The organism is Saliphagus infecundisoli, assembly GCF_020177375.1.
Taxonomy (GTDB): domain Archaea; phylum Halobacteriota; class Halobacteria; order Halobacteriales; family Natrialbaceae; genus Saliphagus; species Saliphagus infecundisoli.
On sequence record NZ_JAIWHV010000025.1, the window covers coordinates 36446 to 54313 of the forward strand.

At 52.6% G+C, this 17868-nt stretch carries 22 protein-coding genes and 1 pseudogene; 14 read left to right on the forward strand and 9 right to left on the reverse strand.

Annotated elements, in window-relative coordinates:
• Window positions 1-11: 11 nt before the first annotated feature.
• From LCF40_RS23830 to LCF40_RS18590, 4 genes and pseudogenes are all read left to right on the forward strand, one after another.
• A pseudogene (locus tag LCF40_RS23830) lies at window positions 12-458 on the forward strand (IS630 family transposase); the annotation flags it as partial.
• Between the two features lie 13 nt (window positions 459-471).
• Complete coding sequence (locus LCF40_RS18580) at window positions 472-1062, forward strand: transposase (protein WP_224829681.1); 591 nt, start codon at window positions 472-474, stop codon at window positions 1060-1062.
• A 166-nt stretch (window positions 1063-1228) separates the two neighbouring features.
• The gene (locus tag LCF40_RS18585) at window positions 1229-1558 is read left to right on the forward strand and encodes a hypothetical protein (protein WP_224829682.1); all 330 of its coding nucleotides are present in this window, start codon (window positions 1229-1231) and stop codon (window positions 1556-1558) included.
• A gap of 228 nt (window positions 1559-1786) precedes the next feature.
• Window positions 1787-2575 (forward strand): HNH endonuclease, encoded by a 789-nt coding sequence (locus LCF40_RS18590; protein ID WP_465269270.1) that lies wholly within the window; start codon window positions 1787-1789, stop codon window positions 2573-2575.
• A gap of 68 nt (window positions 2576-2643) precedes the next feature.
• On the opposite strand, the gene LCF40_RS18595 is transcribed toward LCF40_RS18590, so the two are convergent.
• Together LCF40_RS18595 and LCF40_RS18600 are read right to left on the reverse strand one after the other, a co-directional pair.
• The gene (locus LCF40_RS18595) at window positions 2644-3168 is read right to left on the reverse strand and encodes a hypothetical protein (RefSeq protein ID WP_224829684.1); all 525 of its coding nucleotides are present in this window, start codon (window positions 3166-3168) and stop codon (window positions 2644-2646) included.
• A gap of 76 nt (window positions 3169-3244) precedes the next feature.
• Complete coding sequence (locus tag LCF40_RS18600; protein WP_224829685.1) at window positions 3245-3601, reverse strand: DUF7718 family protein; 357 nt, start codon at window positions 3599-3601, stop codon at window positions 3245-3247.
• 242 nt (window positions 3602-3843) lie between these two features.
• On the opposite strand from LCF40_RS18600, the gene LCF40_RS18605 reads away from it, so the two are divergent.
• The 3 genes from LCF40_RS18605 to LCF40_RS18615 all read left to right on the forward strand — a co-directional run bounded on the left by LCF40_RS18605 (window position 3844) and on the right by LCF40_RS18615 (window position 6266).
• Window positions 3844-4230 (forward strand): HVO_A0114 family putative DNA-binding protein, encoded by a 387-nt coding sequence (locus LCF40_RS18605; RefSeq protein ID WP_224829686.1) that lies wholly within the window; start codon window positions 3844-3846, stop codon window positions 4228-4230.
• Window positions 4231-4345: 115 nt separating this feature from the next.
• Window positions 4346-4927 carry a hypothetical protein gene (locus LCF40_RS18610; RefSeq protein WP_224829687.1) on the forward strand — a complete coding sequence of 194 codons (582 nt, stop codon included), beginning with the start codon at window positions 4346-4348 and terminating at the stop codon, window positions 4925-4927.
• A gap of 523 nt (window positions 4928-5450) precedes the next feature.
• On the forward strand, window positions 5451-6266 hold the full coding sequence (locus tag LCF40_RS18615; protein ID WP_224829688.1) for an alpha/beta fold hydrolase: 816 nt from the start codon (window positions 5451-5453) through the stop codon (window positions 6264-6266).
• Window positions 6267-6383: 117 nt separating this feature from the next.
• On the opposite strand, the gene LCF40_RS18620 is transcribed toward LCF40_RS18615, so the two are convergent.
• Entirely contained in the window at window positions 6384-7154 is a 771-nt protein-coding gene (locus LCF40_RS18620) for an IclR family transcriptional regulator (protein WP_224829689.1), read from the reverse strand.
• 130 nt (window positions 7155-7284) lie between these two features.
• Here LCF40_RS18620 and LCF40_RS18625 point away from each other — a divergent pair, with 130 nt between their 5' ends.
• Window positions 7285-9114, forward strand: coding sequence for an FAD-binding protein (locus LCF40_RS18625; RefSeq protein ID WP_224829703.1), 1830 nt, complete (start codon window positions 7285-7287; stop codon window positions 9112-9114).
• A 3-nt stretch (window positions 9115-9117) separates the two neighbouring features.
• Here LCF40_RS18625 and scpC read toward each other — a convergent pair whose 3' ends face one another.
• From scpC to LCF40_RS18640, 3 genes are all read right to left on the reverse strand, one after another.
• Window positions 9118-10593 (reverse strand): succinyl-CoA:acetate CoA-transferase ScpC, encoded by a 1476-nt coding sequence (gene scpC, locus LCF40_RS18630; RefSeq protein WP_224829690.1) that lies wholly within the window; start codon window positions 10591-10593, stop codon window positions 9118-9120.
• Window positions 10590-11141: a MaoC family dehydratase gene (locus tag LCF40_RS18635; protein ID WP_224829691.1), complete on the reverse strand. Its 552-nt coding sequence runs from the start codon at window positions 11139-11141 to the stop codon at window positions 10590-10592. Before LCF40_RS18635 ends, scpC begins: the two co-directional genes overlap by 4 nt.
• Window positions 11142-11341: 200 nt before the next feature.
• Window positions 11342-12835, reverse strand: a complete 1494-nt coding sequence (locus tag LCF40_RS18640; protein WP_224829692.1) for an aldehyde dehydrogenase — start codon at window positions 12833-12835, stop codon at window positions 11342-11344.
• A 176-nt stretch (window positions 12836-13011) separates the two neighbouring features.
• Between LCF40_RS18640 and LCF40_RS18645 the strand changes: the two genes are divergently transcribed.
• The 5 genes from LCF40_RS18645 to LCF40_RS18660 all read left to right on the forward strand — a co-directional run bounded on the left by LCF40_RS18645 (window position 13012) and on the right by LCF40_RS18660 (window position 15477).
• Entirely contained in the window at window positions 13012-13431 is a 420-nt protein-coding gene (locus LCF40_RS18645; RefSeq protein WP_224829693.1) for a hypothetical protein, read from the forward strand.
• A 5-nt stretch (window positions 13432-13436) separates the two neighbouring features.
• Window positions 13437-14345, forward strand: coding sequence for an alpha/beta fold hydrolase (locus LCF40_RS18650; RefSeq protein WP_224829694.1), 909 nt, complete (start codon window positions 13437-13439; stop codon window positions 14343-14345).
• A 108-nt stretch (window positions 14346-14453) separates the two neighbouring features.
• The gene (locus tag LCF40_RS18655; RefSeq protein WP_224829695.1) at window positions 14454-14774 is read left to right on the forward strand and encodes a HalOD1 output domain-containing protein; all 321 of its coding nucleotides are present in this window, start codon (window positions 14454-14456) and stop codon (window positions 14772-14774) included.
• Window positions 14775-15020: 246 nt separating this feature from the next.
• Window positions 15021-15128: a glycine zipper domain-containing protein gene (locus tag LCF40_RS23975; RefSeq protein ID WP_465269269.1), complete on the forward strand. Its 108-nt coding sequence runs from the start codon at window positions 15021-15023 to the stop codon at window positions 15126-15128.
• An 85-nt stretch (window positions 15129-15213) separates the two neighbouring features.
• Window positions 15214-15477, forward strand: coding sequence for a hypothetical protein (locus tag LCF40_RS18660; RefSeq protein WP_224829696.1), 264 nt, complete (start codon window positions 15214-15216; stop codon window positions 15475-15477).
• A gap of 223 nt (window positions 15478-15700) precedes the next feature.
• Here LCF40_RS18660 and LCF40_RS18665 read toward each other — a convergent pair whose 3' ends face one another.
• Window positions 15701-16120 carry a type II toxin-antitoxin system VapC family toxin gene (locus LCF40_RS18665; protein WP_224829697.1) on the reverse strand — a complete coding sequence of 140 codons (420 nt, stop codon included), beginning with the start codon at window positions 16118-16120 and terminating at the stop codon, window positions 15701-15703.
• Window positions 16121-16219: 99 nt separating this feature from the next.
• Here LCF40_RS18665 and LCF40_RS18670 point away from each other — a divergent pair, with 99 nt between their 5' ends.
• Window positions 16220-16420 carry a hypothetical protein gene (locus LCF40_RS18670; protein ID WP_224829698.1) on the forward strand — a complete coding sequence of 67 codons (201 nt, stop codon included), beginning with the start codon at window positions 16220-16222 and terminating at the stop codon, window positions 16418-16420.
• Between the two features lie 327 nt (window positions 16421-16747).
• On the opposite strand, the gene LCF40_RS18675 is transcribed toward LCF40_RS18670, so the two are convergent.
• Both LCF40_RS18675 and LCF40_RS18680 read right to left on the reverse strand, forming a co-directional pair.
• Complete coding sequence (locus tag LCF40_RS18675; RefSeq protein WP_224829699.1) at window positions 16748-17149, reverse strand: VOC family protein; 402 nt, start codon at window positions 17147-17149, stop codon at window positions 16748-16750.
• A 136-nt stretch (window positions 17150-17285) separates the two neighbouring features.
• A complete protein-coding gene (locus tag LCF40_RS18680) occupies window positions 17286-17735 on the reverse strand; it encodes a hypothetical protein (protein ID WP_224829700.1) in 450 nt (149 codons plus the stop codon).
• Window positions 17736-17868 lie beyond the last annotated feature (133 nt).

Genomic DNA, 17868 nt, shown 5'->3' on the forward strand with positions numbered 1-17868 from the left:
GTTTGAACATTGTGACACGTCCAGTCGGAACGCAAGAAGAATTGGAAGCACGGCGACGGCGTGCCGTCGCCATGCTGGAACTTGGCCACAGTCCGTACGAGATTGCTGAAATCGAAGGAGTTGCACCGTGGTCAGTATATCGATGGAAGAAGATGTATGAGGATGAGGGAAAGGACGGTCTCAGTTCGAAACCGCATCCTGGATCCACGACAGCACTTCCGAAAGAAGATTTCGACGAGCTTGCGGACCTGCTCCAGCAGGGTCCGCAAGCACACGACTTCGAAACTGATCGGTGGACATTAGATCGAATCCGTGTGATGATCGAGCAGGAATTTGGTGTGTCTGTGAGTACACCGACCGTCTGGCGCTATATGCAGCGGATCGACTGGAGCTGCCAGAAACCGCAACGTCGCGCTCACGAGCGCGACGAAGCGGCCGTTGAGGAGTGGCTGAACGAAACGGTCCCGGCAATTGAAAAAAGCGCGACTGAACGACGAATGGCTCGTTTTCGTCGACGAGAGTTCGTTTGGCATGCAGTCAACGGTTGTACGAACGTGGGGTCCACGTGGACAGACACCGGTCCACGTTGGCTCAGGACAGTGGGACCGCTGGAAGGTTCTTGGAGTGCTGGCAGTCGCGCCTGCCAGCGGCGCGACTGCCTTCAGTCATTGGATGACTCCAGATGGGCTCCCCGGGCTGATAATTGCCGAGTTTGTGCGGGATTTCCTGAATTACTATAACAAACCCGCCGTTGTCTGCTGGGATAATGCTCCAACACACAAGTATGCAAAACGACTCTTGACAACACCAGGGTTAAACACAGCGACCCGGGTCGCTGTGTCTTTTCCCAAGATGCCAACGTACGCTCCTGAACTCATGCCAGTCGAACAAGTGTGGAAGGTCGGCAAAATCGACTTGCTCGGAAATTTCGTTCCGTTCAATTTCACTGATCTTGAATGGGAGGTTGACGGATCGATCGCCTCGATCGGCGATCGACCCGAGTTACTTCGAGCGTTCGTCAGATGGGCGGGGTTCGAATTGGATGAATCACATTGGCAGTGAAAAGCTCAACAGATGTTGCACAAGGCCTCCCAAATCGAATTCCGTTGGTGGGTAGTCCTCTCTCAATACAGCGGAAACGGGTGTCTCATAGATTGATCCGGGATACTCTCCTCGATAGGGTAGGCCACGCAAGAAGAACTTTCACATCCCAATAGGATTCCCCCGTATGGCCGACGACGGTCGGATAACGACGGATCGCTTCTTCGGGGGCGTTGCAAAGCGACTCGAGAACCTCCAGTCCATGCTCGCATTCGTCGCCGAGACCCCTCCTGACGAACCTTCCCTCCGGAACTGGCTCGTATCCAATACAGCTGCAGAGAGCGATTCAACCATCACAACGTACGTCAGCTTCCAGCGCTCGATTGGTCTCCTCACCCTCCAAGACGCCCAGTACCACCCAACAGCTCGTGGCACAGCGTTTGCAGAGACCGGAGATCCGGAACTCGTCTTTGAGGCATTTCTCGACAACGTCGCCGGCTTCGAAACGATTCTCTAGATACTCGACGCCCAACCGGCTACTGCGCCGGAAATCCAAACAGCCCTCCGAGAGGCATACCCCGAGTATCAACTCCCGGAAGCAGTCGTTGGCAGACATCTCGAATGGCTCCGTGCACTCGGTACGATCGAACAGACCCACCAGAGTGACCACTACGAACTGACGGCGTTCGGAGCCCGACTCCTCCGCGAAAGGATCGACCAGACACCGACCATCGACGATCTCGAGATCGGCGGCACATACGACCGCGTCGACCTTCACGACACGTACGGTGGGACACGATATCGTGGGATTGCCCCCTCCGCCGAGCATCCCTACCTCTTCTTATTCACAGGCGACTCCGGAACGGAGCACGGGTACAAGGACGAATTTCGCGGTGATACGTTCATCTACACCGGTGAGGGCAGGACAGGCGATATGGAGATGACGGGCGGGAACAAGGCCATCCGTGACCACCAGGAGGACGGCCGTGAGCTCCACCTCTTCGAGAACAACGACGAAGCCTGGAGCGTAACTTACCTCGGACAGTTCGAGTGTGTCGATTGGTTCGAAGAACAGCTTCCAGATACCGATGGGAACCGCCGCAGAGCGATCCGATTCAAACTCGAGCCGGTTGAGAACACGATCGAAGTCACAGACACCGATCTCGACGAACTCGATACGGCTGAGCTCTACCAGAGGGCTACGGGAGCAGCGACATCCACTGGAGAAGACACTCCACAGGCTACTCCCGAAACGACACGAACCAGCTACACCAGATCGGAGGCGGTCAGAGCATACGCCCTTCGCGTTGCTGATGGCGTGTGCCAAGGCTGTGGGAATGAAGCGCCATTTCTCGGTACTGACGGCGAGCCGTTCTTAGAGGTACATCATCTCTCCCGTCGCAGTGATGGTGGTCCTGATCATCCTGACAACGTCGTCGCTCTGTGCCCGAACTGCCACCGTCGAGTCCACCACGGCAAAGATGGCGATGAATTCAATCAGGAGCTCATCTCACGGACAGACAGCGGAGTGTGACTGACCGCAGGACGGGTTGATCCACGCCAGATCATCCATGTACCGACCATGACTCACTCATCTTTCCTTTAGGTCGTCCGGAGACGATCCATGGACGGTTCGTAGATCTCTCCTTTCTGTTTGAGCCTCTCGATCTCGTGTTCAGCGTTTGACCGTGACAGCCCTGAATACTCAAGAAGCGTTATCACCTCGTTTTCTGGGGCGCCATCGTCATAGGAGTCCTCAAGACCGGAGATCACGTCCTTCGTTGCCCGAGCTCGTTCTCGATCACCCCGGTGCTCATCCAGGTCGACAACATCGAGGTCGACTGCTCGTCGGATATCTTCGACCACTACCGTCGTTCCGTCAACCCGGACAAAGAATGGGGGATCAAGACGTTGATTGATCCGAGCTGCGATTTCCTCAACTGGGAGACGAGCCTGAAAAGATCCTGAATCGATGTCGTATTCGACGGTGACGTCCGTGGTATCGACGATATCGTTGACCTCTGCCTGGATTTCACGTGACAGCGAGTCCAGCGTCCGGTCTACATAGTCCAGATGCTGATGTACCGTTGCAAATTTCTCAGCAACCGTCTCTTCGCTGTCTGTCATATCTGTTGCTGTCCATCCGATCCGTGATTAATCTTCGTCGAAAAACTCCTGGTTCGACTAGTAGTGAGCATACGGCCTACTCATGATACTTGATATAAAGATCTGCAAATCCCCTCCAGTTGGCCTCTACATATCGTTTCATGCGGGTATATGAATATCCATCCTCGAGCCAGACCTTCCGGTCCTCATCCGCGTCAGTTGGAAGATATACCTTGTCGAGATGCGGTTGCCCATGACTCGTATCCATACGAACGATCTGTTCATTTTCCCCGAGCGGGTCTGCCCCCTTCTTGACCAATACGACGCCGTATCCGTCTGCATCCCGGCCAGGATCGTAGTGCTCTCCTGGAGATGGTTCCGGCTCTACGAATCCCTTCAAAAAGTACACGTCTCCTCGATAGGTCCCTAGATCGATTGTTTCAAAGCTATGCATTTACCGTCACCGTCCCGTATGAGAGTTTAGAATTTCCATAATTCATATACACTATTTTCTAAGCTATTCAAAACCGGATATGGGATATACCATCTTTGACAGGCGTACTATAGTTATAGAGTATTTCACTAAAAACTTTCGATATAATCACCAGTGGGTTCGGGAAGGTCGTCTAGCTCTACAAGTGGTCTGCGACAGCTTTATCAGCGTTGCAGTTCTAGCAACAGTCGGGAAGAAGATAGATGCCTGAATTCGAAGATCGCGGTTCCTCGATTCCGGATCCGAACGAGTTCGATCCAACTGACGCAGCCGACGATATTCCTCTTGACTTCCGGAGTGCCTTCTCAGAGACCCTTAGCCAGCATGGGTTTCCGGACACGCTTGTCCTGGCTCGTGAGCGTGCTGACGATGTCTTTCACGAACGCCGATTAGCCCTCTTGGACTATCTAAAAGATAACGACCCACGATCCGTTCGTGCGCTGGCTGATGACACTGGATACGATAAGGGGGTTGTGAGTCGAGACCTTCAACGCCTCGCTCGTCTCGATATCATCGAATTCGATGACGATGGCCGGGCGAAAGCTCCCCGCTTGAAACATCGCCATGTCGTCGTCGAGCCAGTCATTTGAGATAGTCACGTAGTTTCGAGGAACTCGAAGGAAATCTGGAGTTCGTCGGTGTCACTCTTCGCACAACTCAATCGAAATCGTTTCCGACTGTGATCGTGTTCGCTCGACCATCACCATGGACGACCGATGGAACAATTTCGAAGACGCACTCGAGTCAGGGGAGTCGGATCGAGTCAACGAAGTGATCGACGGGATCAAAGAAATGGATCTCGACGAACGGAGCCGACTGTTCGAGGTCTGCTTCGACGATCTGACTGACCTCTACGCCGAGAGCGATGACGGGTACATCCGACAGTCGACCGTCCGCGTGGCAGAACGGCTTGTGCCCGGAATAGCGCTGGTTTTCGCGGTGGCAGACGACGACCGCTCTCTGACTCTGGATGTCGAGGGTGTTCGTCAACAGACCGACGACGCGACTGGCTTCTTCTTGGAGGCGATGACGGACGAAGATGGTCGAGTCAGAAACTCCGCTAAACGTGGGCTGAAAGACGCGTTCAGGACGTACGATTCGCTCGAGGACGAGGAGACGATCGAAGCACTCGCAGTCGAATTCAAGGAGATGGCAACCGAGTACTCCGACAAGCGACGGGAACACCTCCTCGACGCGAAAGCGGACGCCGAGTTCTTCCTTCAGTCGGGATTCGGCCGGCTCCTCGAAGGGTTTCAGAAGGAGTTCGGAGACTCGATGAACAACTAATTCCGGCGAAACTTCCTGTGGGACAGCCCATCGCTAGTGAGATGCTAATCCCAAGACAATATATAGATACATAATTAATTTTTATATAAAAGTAATCTGTCTATATGGCACAGACTTTAGGGAGATCGTCCGTGATTGAACTCAAAAATCCTGATTTCGGCTACCTAGCGATGCAAGCACCCGTCGTAAGTTTACTAACGAACTAGTGATTAAATTCTCATGTCTGTCGGTTAGACCCTATATTTTGTAATAATCACGCCGTCTCTATGATTCATACCCAACTTCTTCCCAATCTGTTTTCTGCAGCCATCTTTAACAAAATATTCACTGCTGATCATCTATTCTCTATCAACGCATTGTAGAAATATCTGTTGCCGAATAATACAGCCGAAATAAAAGATACATAACACCTTTGATCCGGTACAAAAACACCTTTTCTATACGTTTTCCGCTCAATCGGGTTGACTAAGAGAATGAATGGTTTGAGGCGACCTTTTAATATTGCTCGACCCAACCGCACCATATGCGCAGAGCCAGTATTACTGAGGACACATCTCTTGCGTATCGAGATCTTGGCCAAGGCGACCCAGTTATTCTTCTCCACGGAGGCTGCATGAACCATCGAGTATGGGAATCTCAGATATGTGCGCTTTTGGACTCGGGGTATCGTGTGATCGCACCGGATCTGAGAGGCCATGGAAGATCAGATGCTCCTGATAGTTCGTATACTGTGGAAATGTATGCAGAAGATCTTGCGACCTTGAGCGACGCCCTTAGAATCGATGACTTTGCATTAGTTGGATGGTCGCTTGGGGCGACGATTGCAGCAACGTTCGCAAAAGACTACAGAGACCGTCTCACAAAGTTAGTCCTCGTTTCAAGTAGTATATTTTCCGATATTTCCCAGGTTGAATCGGGCAAACAACGTGAAAGCGAACTCCCACTCGGAAAGATGATAGATAACCAACGCCGAAACCGACCTCGGGGAATGGAACGGTTCGTTGCTGGAATGTTCGGATCTAAAGGTCATGAGCAAGCTATAGAGTGGCTCTGGTCAATCGGGATGCAGACGCCAATGTGGGTCGCCGTTCGAACCCTGGAGATCTATAGGGACCCTGCTGCTAATAGGTTACATGAGGGACTCAATGCGCTTGATATCCCTGTCGCCATTTTTCATGGCGCACTTGATGGGTCTGCAACTCTTGATGAGGCACGAATTATTGTAGACGAAATTCTCACTGATGGTCATTTTGTCCCGTTTCATGAAAGCGGCCACGTCCCGTTTCTTGAAGAGTCGGAGCGGTTTGACGAAGCACTCGTTTCGTTTCTTGAAGACTGACTTAGCACGTCTGGATGTACAACTTTCCTATTTGCAGTAGATTTTCGTCTCGCATTAGTAGAGTCGCGTTACGGACATAGGCTTGTAATACAATATTCAAGAATATCGAATACCCGACTATGAGTGGACTATATTGAGCTCAACCTCGTTCGCGGTTCCGAGGAGCAAATTAGGAAGCTCTTCTTCGAACAGCTTCCCCTTCATACGGTGGCTAGGGCCCGATATACTGATTGCGCCGAGCACGTCTCCGTGCTCGTCGTGCACTGTAGTTCCGAGAGCGTGAAGCCCTTCTACATTTTCTTGCTCATTTATACTGTACCCGCGGTCTCGAATACGTTCGAACTCCTCGAATAGAGCGTCTTCATCGGTTTCAGTGAAGTCGGTAAGTGCCGCTAATCCGTAGTGGTCGAAAATCTGCTCAACATAATCTTCCTCCAAATGAGCGAGAATCGCTTTCCCAGCCGAGGTTGTATGAATAGGGATCCGTTTTCCGATTCCCGGATCGGTCTGTACTGCGTGGCTCCCCGTTTCTCGGTAGACGTACACCGCTTGTCCGTGCTCCTCGACGATAAATTGAACCCGTTCACCAGTTTCCTCCGCAAGTTCTTTGACTTTCTCTTCAACCATGGGATACCCCTTCTTTCGGGTCTGAGCTTGTCGTCCAAACTCGAGAAATCGAAGGCTCAAGTAATACTGATCGCCGTCACGCACAATGTATTGCCGGTGCAGAAGTGTTTGAAGGTGGCGATGAATCGTACTCTTCGCCAGATCCAGGTCGTCTGCAAGCGACAGGAGGGTCGCTCCCTCGTTAGCATGGATTAATTCGAGTATTTCGAATGCTGTGTCGACCGTAGAAACCGGATTCGCTGGGGAGTCAACCGATTGCATGTATGTTGTTCACTATTTTCTCCCTCTTCAAGGTTCCGCATACTCGAATACATACTATTGACCTACTGATATATTTGTGGATACGGATGGACCCCTACGTTAAAGCATGAGGATTGACTACGTAGAGGGGATGAGGGAACATGACGTCATCATCGTCGGTGGCGGAGGCGCTGGTCTTCGGGCTGCTATTGCTGCGCATGAGGCCGGTGCGGATGTAGCAATTGTCTCGAAGTTGCACCCGGTTCGATCTCATACTGGGGCAGCGGAAGGCGGAATCAACGCTGCTCTACATGGCGACGACTCGCCAGAGCTGCATGCATACGACACGATGAAGGGGGCCGATTATCTTGCGGATGCTCCAGCAGTTGAGGCCCTCTGTCGAGAATTCCCGCAAGAGCTCATCCAGTTAGAGCACTGGGGAATGGCGTTTTCACGCGATGAAGACGGGCGAATCGATCAACGATATCTCGCTGGCCACTCTGCACCCCGGACGACGTATGCTGGCGCTGAGACAGGACACCATCTTCTTCATACACTATACGAACAGGTCATCAAACGTGGGATCAAGGTTTACGACGAGTATTATGTTCTATCGCTTGCTGTTACTGATGAGCCACATCCCGATGATCGGACCTGCCATGGCGTCGCTGCCTACGATATTTCATCGGGCAGCCTCGAGGGGTTTCACGCCACTAATGGTGTTGTCCTCGCCACTGGCGGGCTGGGCCAAGTCTATAGTCATACCACTAACGCAGTATCAAACACTGGTGATGGTGCTGCGATGGCCTATCGATCTGGAGTTCCGCTTCAGGATATGGAGTTTATTCAATTTCATCCCACGACGTTGCCTTCGACAGGGGTCCTTATCTCTGAAGGCGTGCGTGGTGAAGGAGGGATACTCTATAACCGAGATGGTGAGCGATTCATGTTCGAACGAGGGTACGCATCTAACACCGGAGAACTTGCGTCACGAGACGTCGTTTCTCGCGCAGAGCTGATCGAAATTCAGGAAGGACGGGGTATTGAAGATGACCACGTTCGCCTCGATATGCGTCATTTGGGGGCCGATCGAATTTGGGACCGGCTCGAGAATATCGTTCACTTGGCCGAAGACTTCGAAGGAGTTGATCCGATTATTGACCCCATGCCGGTTAAGCCTGGACAGCATTTTGCTATGGGCGGTATTGAAACGGATGAATACGGTCAAACCTGTATCGAGGGCCTATATGCTGCTGGTGAGTGTGCATGCGCGTCCGTTCACGGGTCGAACCGGCTCGGTGGCAATGCACTGCCTGAGCTCATCATCATGGGAAAACGAGCGGGGGTCCAAGCTGCAACGAAACCAACCCCGGCAACTCAAATTCCTACTGGAAGCGATGCTGTTTCGGAAGAAGCCGAAACACAGCTACCGACGGATATTGGAGTAATCGATCGGGATTCGGCGGTGGTAACAGATGGGAGCCACCACGACATCGAACCGCGGACGATCGTTTCCCAGACCGTCGATAGGGCCGAGAGCCGAGTTGATCAGCTGCTCGATACTGATGGCGTGAACCATGCCCAAATCAGATCAACGCTCCAAACAGCATTAGAAGACCACGCGAATGTCTTTCGAACCGAGACCGGACTCGAATCAGCTCTAAAGACGATACGTGACTGCCGGCGTCGATATCGTGACGTCGGTGTTGCTGACCCGTCGCGGACATTCAACACCGACCTCATTCAGACCATTGAAACCCGGAATCTCATCGATATTGCAGAGGCGATTACGACGAGTGCATATATCCGAGAAGAGTTTCGAGGCGCACACTGGCGCGAGGAGTATCAGGACCGAAACGATGAGGAATGGCTCAAACACACAGTCCTGGCATGGAATAACGGCCAGCCGGAGTCCTACTTCAGCGATGTCCACTTAGACGGGGAATTCGATACGTATGAACCGAAACTCAGGAGCTACTAAACACTAGTCGAACAACTCGCGTGCGAGTTCAGGATCCTGAGGAATATGGCCATCCTGTTCTTCAACTCTATCGAGATACTCTCTCAGGTCCTGACGGTATTTTGGGTGCGTACAGTTGTCGACGATCATTCGGGCTCGCTCTAATGGCGAACATCCGCGGACATCAGCGATACCCTGTTCGGTAACGAAGACATCGATATCATGTTCTGTGTGATCTACGTGGGGAGTGAGCGGTACAATTCGAGAAATGTCTCCCCCCTTGAGCGTAGACGGAAGCGCACAGATAGAAACGAGTGAGTTCCCGTTAAAGTCATTTGAGCCACCAATCCCGTTGAGAACGTGTGTCCCACGAATATGTGTCGAATTCACGTTTCCGTACAAATCAATCTCCAAAGCACTATTGACGCCAATAACGCCGAACCGATCTATAAGAGCGGGGTTGTTCGAAATATTGGTTGGGCGAAGGACGATGTCCTCTCCATAGCGATCAATATTCTCAAAGAGTTTTGCTTGACCTTCCTCAGACAATGCTAGGGCAGTTGCACTTGCGGATTCGATGTGACCTGCATCCAACATTTCTAACAACCCGTCCTGAATCACCTCACCAAAATAAATAACGTCGCGTCCATCTGGATCGAATTCCGCTAACTCTCCCATCAACGCATTACCCAGGCTCCCAACCCCGAACTGAAGATGCAGGGCATCATCAAAGACGGGTGTCCGATTCATTTCCTCAGTCAAAAATTTCCGTAGGTTGACTGCAATCGCCTGATCATCCTCCGTCGAGTCTCGGAAGCTGTAGGTCGTATCAGATCGATCTGTTTCTATGACCCCAACTAGCTTTGATGGGTCGAATTCCACCCGGGATGACCCAATACGACCATCCGGCTCTGTCAGCGGAATCGGATCACGGTTTGGTGGTTTCCCCGGAAGGTAATTGTCATGAAGCGACTGCAGTGCCAATGGCTGTGCACTATTCACCTCAACGAGTAGTTTTGGAGCCGCATTAACGAACGCCGGGGTCTGGCCGATTGAAGTCGATGGAATCAACCAGTCTTTACCGACAGCTACAGCTTCGATAATCGCTACATCTGGATCAACGAGGCCGCCGTACTGGACCTCATCTCCTAACGAGGCAACTTTTCTATCGCTGAACGCAATCCGTCGATCGTTGATTGCTTCCCGCGCTGTCTTCAGTGCCTGATAGGGATACCGTCGCGTGATTGCGTTTGCTTCCACCAGTTGTTCGTCAATTTCGCCACCTACACTTCCACCACTGACAATTGTCAACTCGAGGTCTCGATTTGAGTTCGCCAGGGACAGTGGTACTTCCTTTGGGTATCCGACACTACCGAATCCGCTTACGAGAACCGTTGCATCGTCAGAAACGAGATCGGCAGCCGATTCCGCAGAGACTACCGGGAAATCGCCTTGCAAGCGCGTATCAATAGAGCCGTCGTTCCCTCTTTGTGGGGTCATTCTACGTCCTCCGGCTGTGTCCCTACCCCCTCAGGCCACCCTACAGGCTGTTCGGCAGTGGGTTCGGCAAATTCACGCTTTAGAACCATCGGTGTCCGTTGTAGTGAGAGCACTTTCTCGTCGTCTTGATTGAACGCGCGGAGTTCGGTGGTAACGATCCCAACATGGTCACGGGAAGAACTCTCGCGAAGTTCTACTACTTCTGACTCAGCAAAGATCGTATCGCCGTGAAAGACCGGCGCATGGTGACGAATTTCGTCGTAACCGAGATTCGCTGTTGCGTTCGCAGAGACGTCAATCACGCTCATTCCGACGGCGAGAGCGAAAACAAATGTTCCATTCACCAGACGCTCTCCGAATTCAGTCTCAGCTGCATATACCTCATTGAAATGCATCGGATTGGTGTTCATCGTCACGTTTGTGAACCACACGTCATCTGTTTCGGTGATGGTTCGGCCAAACGGATGCTTGTACACGTCGCCGACCTCGAAGTCTTCATAGTACCGTCCTTGCCATCCTTCGACGAGTTGTCGTGAATTGGTTGTCATAGGTAGTGGAGGTACCATCATAGCCCCGATAGCTGGCTGAGGACCAGTCTTGGGGCTCATGACAGTACGAGAGTGCAACCGGATGATTTGATTGGGACTCATATAAGTGTGAGGGGCGGGGGCTACATCATCCATCCCTTCACATACGATAGAAAATCGTCGGAATCGATATCAAATGGACTTCGGAAGAACGCGGAGTGCTACCCGAGTTTGAATGGGTCGTCAACCTCCCCAGAGAGGTCAACCCAGATTGTCTTTGTCTGCTGGTATTCCTCTAACCCTTCTATGCCGTTCTCACGCCCTAGCCCGCTATCTTTGTATCCACCAAATGGCGCATTGTACGACAGCGTTCGATATTCGTTTATCCAGATCGTTCCGGCTTCAAGCTGATTAGCAATCCGAGTTGCCTGCCGATGATCCTCTGTCCAGATTCCAGCAGCCAATCCGAATTGGCTCTGATTCGCGAGCTCAATTAACTCCGATTCGCCGTCAAACGTCAATACACTGGCGACTGGTCCGAAAATTTCTTCCTGAGCAACAGTCATGTCGTTCTCTACATCGGTAAGGATCGTCGGCTGAAGGAAACATTCTCCTGGTAGATCCTCAGGTTGCTCTCCTCCGTATTCAAGGGTTGCACCCTCTTCAAGCCCTGTTTCAATGTATGAGGTATCGGTTTCCCACTGATCGCGGAACGCAACAGGACCCATTTCTGTGTCTGGGTCCATCGGATCGCCAAGGTTGATTTCCTCAGCACGATCGGTAAACCGATCGACGAACTCCTCAGCGACATCCTCTTCGACGAAGACTCGTGATCCAGCTAAGCAGGTCTGTCCTGTTGCTGCAAAAATCCCCTTGATAACCCCGTTAATCGCATTATCGAGATTTGCACTCGAGAGTACTATGTTTGGGCTTTTCCCTCCGAGTTCGAGGGACGCAGGAATCAATGACGATCCTGCATCCGAGCCAATCTGCCGACCGACGCTGGTGCTCCCTGTGAAGGCGACTTTGTCGATATCGTCGTGATTGACCAGAGTATCGCCAGCAATACTCCCACTACCAGTTACGACGTTATAAACGCCTGCAGGGACGCCAGCCTCTTCATGGAGGAGTTCCGCAAACCGAAGTGCACTGATCGGTGTATAGGAACTGGGCTTATGGACGAAAGTACATCCTGCCGCGAGGGCCGGCGCCAGTTTAAATGTCGTTAACAGGAGCGGTGAATTCCACGGAGTGATTGCACCGACAACTCCACGAGGTTCCTCAGTCACATACGTGTGAAATTGGCCGCCTTTGTTTTCCACAGGAATCGTTCGGCCTTCCTGAGTTCGACATTGGCTTGCATAGTATCGGAACCATTCACCGAGCCCTCCCATTTGGGAGCTCATTTCGCGAATTAGCTTTCCATTCTGGCGTGTCTCGAGCTCAGCGAGTTCTTCAGTATGATCATCTATCGTATCTGCGATGCTCTGTAGAACACTGGCTCGCTCGCTAGCTGGGAGACCGTTCCATTCAGCAGACTGAAAGGCAGAACGTGCGGACTCCACGGCCCGATTAACGTCGTTTTCTGTGCCTGCTGGGACGGTTGCCCAGATTGACCCATCATACGGGTACTCAACCTCGATCCGATCTTCGGCTTCCGACTGAACGAATTCCCCGTCGATATACAGGTTGTAGTCTTCCCTCTCTTGTGGCATAGCGAGATACGTGTTAAACCTCAGCATTAATAGCTATTGTGACCGCGACCTCATGGTTGGAAATCTTTCTATGCTCAACGCGGTCCCGCATAAATAACCATACAATTAAGTAAGTGGCCAATGTTGACTCAGATGTATTGGTAGAGTCGATCTACCATACGGAGGTAGAATAGCGAATGCCCAACTCAGAGTTAGCGAGCGAGCAGTGGTGGAACGACTACCAGGAACTGGTAAACGACGACGAAGAAATGAAAGTGCGAGGGCACGATCAATTCGATGATAATTTCTTCATCCAAATCGATGACGAGAAGTTCGTTGTCGAAATGTATGGGGGAGAAGTCCAAGACGTACACGCAAATCCAGGCGTAAACGGTGAACATTCCTTCGGCGTCGAAGGGAGTCAAGATGCGTGGGAAGAATTCCTCGAAGAAGTTCCCCCAGCCCACAATAACGAAATTATCGCCTCAGATTATCGAACAGCAGTTCGCGGTGAAGAAGGATACTTAGAATTGCATGGAAACAATAAGAAAGTCTTCCAAAATCTTCGGCCGTTCCAGCGCGCACTCGAATTGATGCGTGAAACACAGAATCAGTAAGGCAAATGAGCATTGAAGCCCCTTCCCACGGCGAACAAGAAGAGATCACTGGACACTACGTTGGCGTTGAGATTGATGGTGTCGAAAACCGGGTCTACTACGAAGAAAATGGCCCAGAGGATGGCATCCCGCTACTTTGCCAGCATACGGCTGGCAATCATGGACACGAGTGGCGGCACCTCCTTGCGGATGAGGATATCACCGAACACTTCCGAGTAATCGCATACGACCTCCCGCACCACGGAAAATCACTCCCTCCAACAAGCGAGGAGTGGTGGAAGGAAGACTATATTCTGGATGAAGACAACTTTGCAGAGAGTATCGTCAGTATCGCAGATGCACTCGATCTTGATGATCCAGTCTATATGGGCTCGAGCATCGGGGGAAACGTAATTCTCCAACTTGGGGATTGGCATCCGGATCGATTCCGAGCACTAATCGGACTTGAATCGGGGACCTACAGCCCGGGATACTTCCTCGATTGGTTCCATGATCCCCAGGTGAATATTGCAGAGGCCAGTGCCTATGCCTGCTGGGGGCTAATGGCCCCACAGGGCCCCGAAGCTACCCGCAGAGAAACTATGCATCTGTACGAACAGGGATCGACCGGCTTGTTCCGAGGCGACCTCTACTACTATTCCGTTGATCACGACTATCGAGACAAACTCGATCAAGTAAATCCGGAATGTCCAGTGTACGTAATGAATGGAGAGTACGACTTCGCAACTGACCCTGATGACGCTCGTGAAGTCGCAGAAGGCATTGGAGATAATGCGCAAGCAATCGAGATGGGCTCAATAGGTCACTTCCCGATGAGTGAAAACCCCGAGCTCTTCAAGCAATATCTCATGCCTGTCTTAGATGACATCAGAGGTGAGGACGTGTCCATTCCAGAAAAAATGTCTCCAGAATAAATATCCAAACTGATTCCCACAGGCTCATATCCCACTGGTCTACATTCCCATCAATCAATACTATCTGATATGATAAAAATAGTGATATTGGCTAATACAATCTAGAGTATGGCAATTCACGACTCTACTGAAGTAGTATTGAACTATAATTACCAGTGTACTGAAGGTCCGAGTGAAGCAGTTATCCGCGGCATAGCTGTTGTGTGGAATGTTCCACCTTCGAAATTAGTTCCACTTTACAATGCGATCGATCCCGAAGCTCTAAACGCGCTTTTCAATCATAAAAATGATGATGGCAAGTCTAATATAACAGCTGAATTTTCATATATGGATATTCATGTGGTGGTTTCTAACACTCAAATAACACTCAATTTCCAATATGACATAAATCAAGAGATTGTAACTGCGGCTTCTTCCACGAAAGATTGATTTTCTCTACGCGAGAGCGTTGGGGAGGTCGCGATCCTCTTCGATCGGGTCTCGAATGACCTTGCGGTACTCTTCGAGATCATCGTCGTCTCGGAGGTCCTGACTCATGATTACTTACTCTCTGTTTGTGCTCGGCGTGTATTCAATGTCCGCCACCTCAAGGCACGATTTACCTAGAAACCGCGTGTACGCCAACCGAGGGCACTGACCGACGGGGAGGATATATCTCGAAGAGACGGTTCGGAGATGGCGCTGAGACTGGTACTCGGCGTGGCGATCGGCGTCACGATGAATCAGTTGGCTATCGGCGTCGCCCTCGGCATCATTCTCGGCGCCGCGCTCGAAGCTGGTTAGACCTGACTGCGGCAGTAGGAAGATCGACGAGTCTCTCTTAGACAACCCCATGCGATTGAATCCTATCTGGGGTCTCACCAGCAGCATGATCAAGGTCACGAGACTGATCCCCGGTCTCGATCTGACTGGTGGACCAGACGTCTTCACTGTCGAGCTCACCCTCGTCGACGGCAATCTTGGCGACCACCTACTCGTATCCATCTTGTCCGTAGTGGTCGCGGGCGTCCTCCGGTATCACCTCGGGATCAGATCGGCGGAATACCGAACACCTGGGATTCCAATTATGCGCGTCCTTGTAGGCGACACTTCTTACGAGGACCATCTCCATCTCGAATCGGAAGCTCGCTAGTCAGATGCTCGGCAGACGCACGTCAGACATTCCCTTTCGAGTGGGACAAGTGGAGATACTGTTTCCCCTGGAACAAGTGGAGAATCATGCAGGATGACAAACTAATGGTCTGACGTCTGTGCGACGTGTTTCGAGTGGAGAATGACAGACGATAACGGGGGTGGGGGGAACATCGAGTGTGTCGAGACCGTTCCACTGTTCGTCTACGAGTTCGGAGCGGCAGTCACTCCCGAGGAAGCGCGGTGAACCCGAGTGTCCGAAAGCCGTCATCGTAGGTGAGGATATGCTCGATCCCGTAGTCCCGTGCCTGCAGACCGATCACGTGGTCGGTGAGGGAGATCGCTTGGTCGTCGTACTTGTGAAACTGTTCGACCGCTCGCTCGGCGAGCGACGGCTCGACGTCGAGCATGCGGAACGTGTCGGTTTCGAGTAGTCGATCGACGACATCATGAGCGACTCGAGTCCCGGCGTGTGAGAGGAGGAGGGACACGACCTCGTCGAGTACGTACTGATTCGTGACGAGCGGATAGTACGGGAGATCGTTCGCGCCAATCGCTTGGATTACCGGCCGAATCTCATCATGCCGCGAGGCCTTCGTGTACTGATGGGCGACGATCGCATCGGTATCAACAAAGAGCGGCACACGTCCGTCGACATCGCCTTGGCGCCTGCAAACACCGCGTGGCCGTCGCGATCCGCGAGCCAGTTTTCAAGGCGGCGATCGCGAACGACTCCCAGGATCGTGTCGCCACCGACGGCGGGGAGCTCGTCGCCAGAAGATGAAGGTGAGGTCCTCGAGATCGACGACGTCGACGGGACGACTGCCGAAACCGAGAACTGTGCGTGCTCGACGCTCCCTGGCGACTATCCCTGTGCCGCGTGCTATATCGACGGAGACGCCGAGTGGCCTGACGAGGAGGACGACACCCACAGGAGCCACTAATCGGCGTTCGGCGAGCGAATCTTCTCTTCGGACGTCTCCCTGTCGAGTGAGAACGGAAGCAAACCGGACCGAACGTGCCTCGTATCTTCACCTTGTCGCCAGAGATACTTAAAGACGGAATGGGTGAGGGTTCGGCGGCGTCATCACCTTGTGCAACAGTCGGCCGCCCACTCTGAAAGATGTTGCACAAGGTGACGCGACTCCAGTGTCTGCGCTAGCGTACTCGACCGCCTCATACAGCGGAAACACGGTGTCTCATGCGCGCCACTAGCCACCTCGATATGAGCTCCCTCACAGTGATCACCGAATACGCCTTTGCTCGAGCCGTTAGTGAGAAGACTGTACGCAGAACCCGTTCCCTTCGGGATCGCGCATCACAATCCAGGTCTCCGTCACTGGACCGGTCGTCCCTGTTTTCGTCTCGACGACGGTCGCTCCGAGTTCGGTGAGTCGCTCGACTTCCGCTTCCCGATCGTCAGCGTCGAGGTCGAGATGAACCGGGATATGCTCGGGTGAGGATCGCGGCATCTTCTTGAAGAACAACCGTGGACCGTCCTCTGTTGGATCGACCGCTGCAGCGGCTGCGTTGAGATCACCACCTTCGGCTTCAATCGCCTCGATGATCTCCGGTGGCGGCTCTTCGAGGTCGTAGTCGAGTGCGCCTGCCCAAAACTCGGCGAGTGCCCGCGGATCCTCGCAAGCGAACGTGATGTTGCCCAGTGAGGCCATGCGGGCGCGACCACGTTCCCATGGAAAACTGTTTGCCTCGTCTGTGGGTCGACCTCGGGACGAACTCTGCTCAGGATTCACCGAACACCCGAGCCCTCGTTGTGGACTGGTCGCTCATCGTCAAATGGTCTGAACTTCACGCCCGCCGCATTGCACGCTCGATCTGACTCTTCGGGAGCCACTCCTCCGAAAGCCCCACGGCGTCCTCCCGCTGCTCGAACGACTCGCGGTTGTCCGCTAGACGGTCTTCGAGCCACTCCCGACGAGAGTCATCATCGCCAGCGTTCTCGATTCCTTCCTCGAGTTGGTGGATCCGATGGGCGAGCTTCAGCAGTGGCGGGACGGCTGCTGCATCACTGAATAGAAGGGCGTCGTCCGTATCACGAGCGATTCGCCCGACGAACGCTGTCGGGGTTGCGCCATCGACGAACCCGACCTTCTGCTCGACAAGCCACTCGGGGAGATGGATCAGGATCTCGTCCTCTTCGAGTTGGTCCAAGAGCTGCCAGACCTGCCGTGTTGTGACGTTGTCATCTGTCCAGTCCTGGGCGAATCGCTCGTACTCACGGTACTCTTGGATCTCCACCCCGGCGGCCCTACCAAACAGAGTGTTGTTTCGGACGAGCGTAGATCTGTGCGATCAGTGAGATATGGGCGTGAATCACCGTAGCGTCGCTGCCAGCAGCGACGCAACTACTCATGTTTTGGAACGTTGGTGC

Bases quoted from the DNA above. Each gene is read 5' to 3' on its own strand.
- LCF40_RS18585 (WP_224829682.1), top strand. From the start codon at position 1,229: ATGGCCGACGACGGTCGGATAACGACGGATCGCTTCTTCGGGGGCGTT.
- LCF40_RS18595 (WP_224829684.1), bottom strand. From the start codon at position 3,168: ATGACAGACAGCGAAGAGACGGTTGCTGAGAAATTTGCAACGGTACAT.
- LCF40_RS18600 (WP_224829685.1), bottom strand. From the start codon at position 3,601: ATGCATAGCTTTGAAACAATCGATCTAGGGACCTATCGAGGAGACGTG.
- LCF40_RS18605 (WP_224829686.1), top strand. From the start codon at position 3,844: ATGCCTGAATTCGAAGATCGCGGTTCCTCGATTCCGGATCCGAACGAG.
- LCF40_RS18610 (WP_224829687.1), top strand. From the start codon at position 4,346: ATGGACGACCGATGGAACAATTTCGAAGACGCACTCGAGTCAGGGGAG.
- LCF40_RS18615 (WP_224829688.1), top strand. From the start codon at position 5,451: ATGCGCAGAGCCAGTATTACTGAGGACACATCTCTTGCGTATCGAGAT.
- LCF40_RS18620 (WP_224829689.1), bottom strand. From the start codon at position 7,154: ATGCAATCGGTTGACTCCCCAGCGAATCCGGTTTCTACGGTCGACACA.
- LCF40_RS18625 (WP_224829703.1), top strand. From the start codon at position 7,285: ATGAGGGAACATGACGTCATCATCGTCGGTGGCGGAGGCGCTGGTCTT.
- scpC (WP_224829690.1), bottom strand. From the start codon at position 10,593: ATGACCCCACAAAGAGGGAACGACGGCTCTATTGATACGCGCTTGCAA.
- LCF40_RS18635 (WP_224829691.1), bottom strand. From the start codon at position 11,141: ATGACAACCAATTCACGACAACTCGTCGAAGGATGGCAAGGACGGTAC.
- LCF40_RS18640 (WP_224829692.1), bottom strand. From the start codon at position 12,835: ATGCCACAAGAGAGGGAAGACTACAACCTGTATATCGACGGGGAATTC.
- LCF40_RS18645 (WP_224829693.1), top strand. From the start codon at position 13,012: ATGCCCAACTCAGAGTTAGCGAGCGAGCAGTGGTGGAACGACTACCAG.
- LCF40_RS18650 (WP_224829694.1), top strand. From the start codon at position 13,437: ATGAGCATTGAAGCCCCTTCCCACGGCGAACAAGAAGAGATCACTGGA.
- LCF40_RS18655 (WP_224829695.1), top strand. From the start codon at position 14,454: ATGGCAATTCACGACTCTACTGAAGTAGTATTGAACTATAATTACCAG.
- LCF40_RS23975 (WP_465269269.1), top strand. From the start codon at position 15,021: ATGGCGCTGAGACTGGTACTCGGCGTGGCGATCGGCGTCACGATGAAT.
- LCF40_RS18660 (WP_224829696.1), top strand. From the start codon at position 15,214: ATGATCAAGGTCACGAGACTGATCCCCGGTCTCGATCTGACTGGTGGA.
- LCF40_RS18675 (WP_224829699.1), bottom strand. From the start codon at position 17,149: ATGGCCTCACTGGGCAACATCACGTTCGCTTGCGAGGATCCGCGGGCA.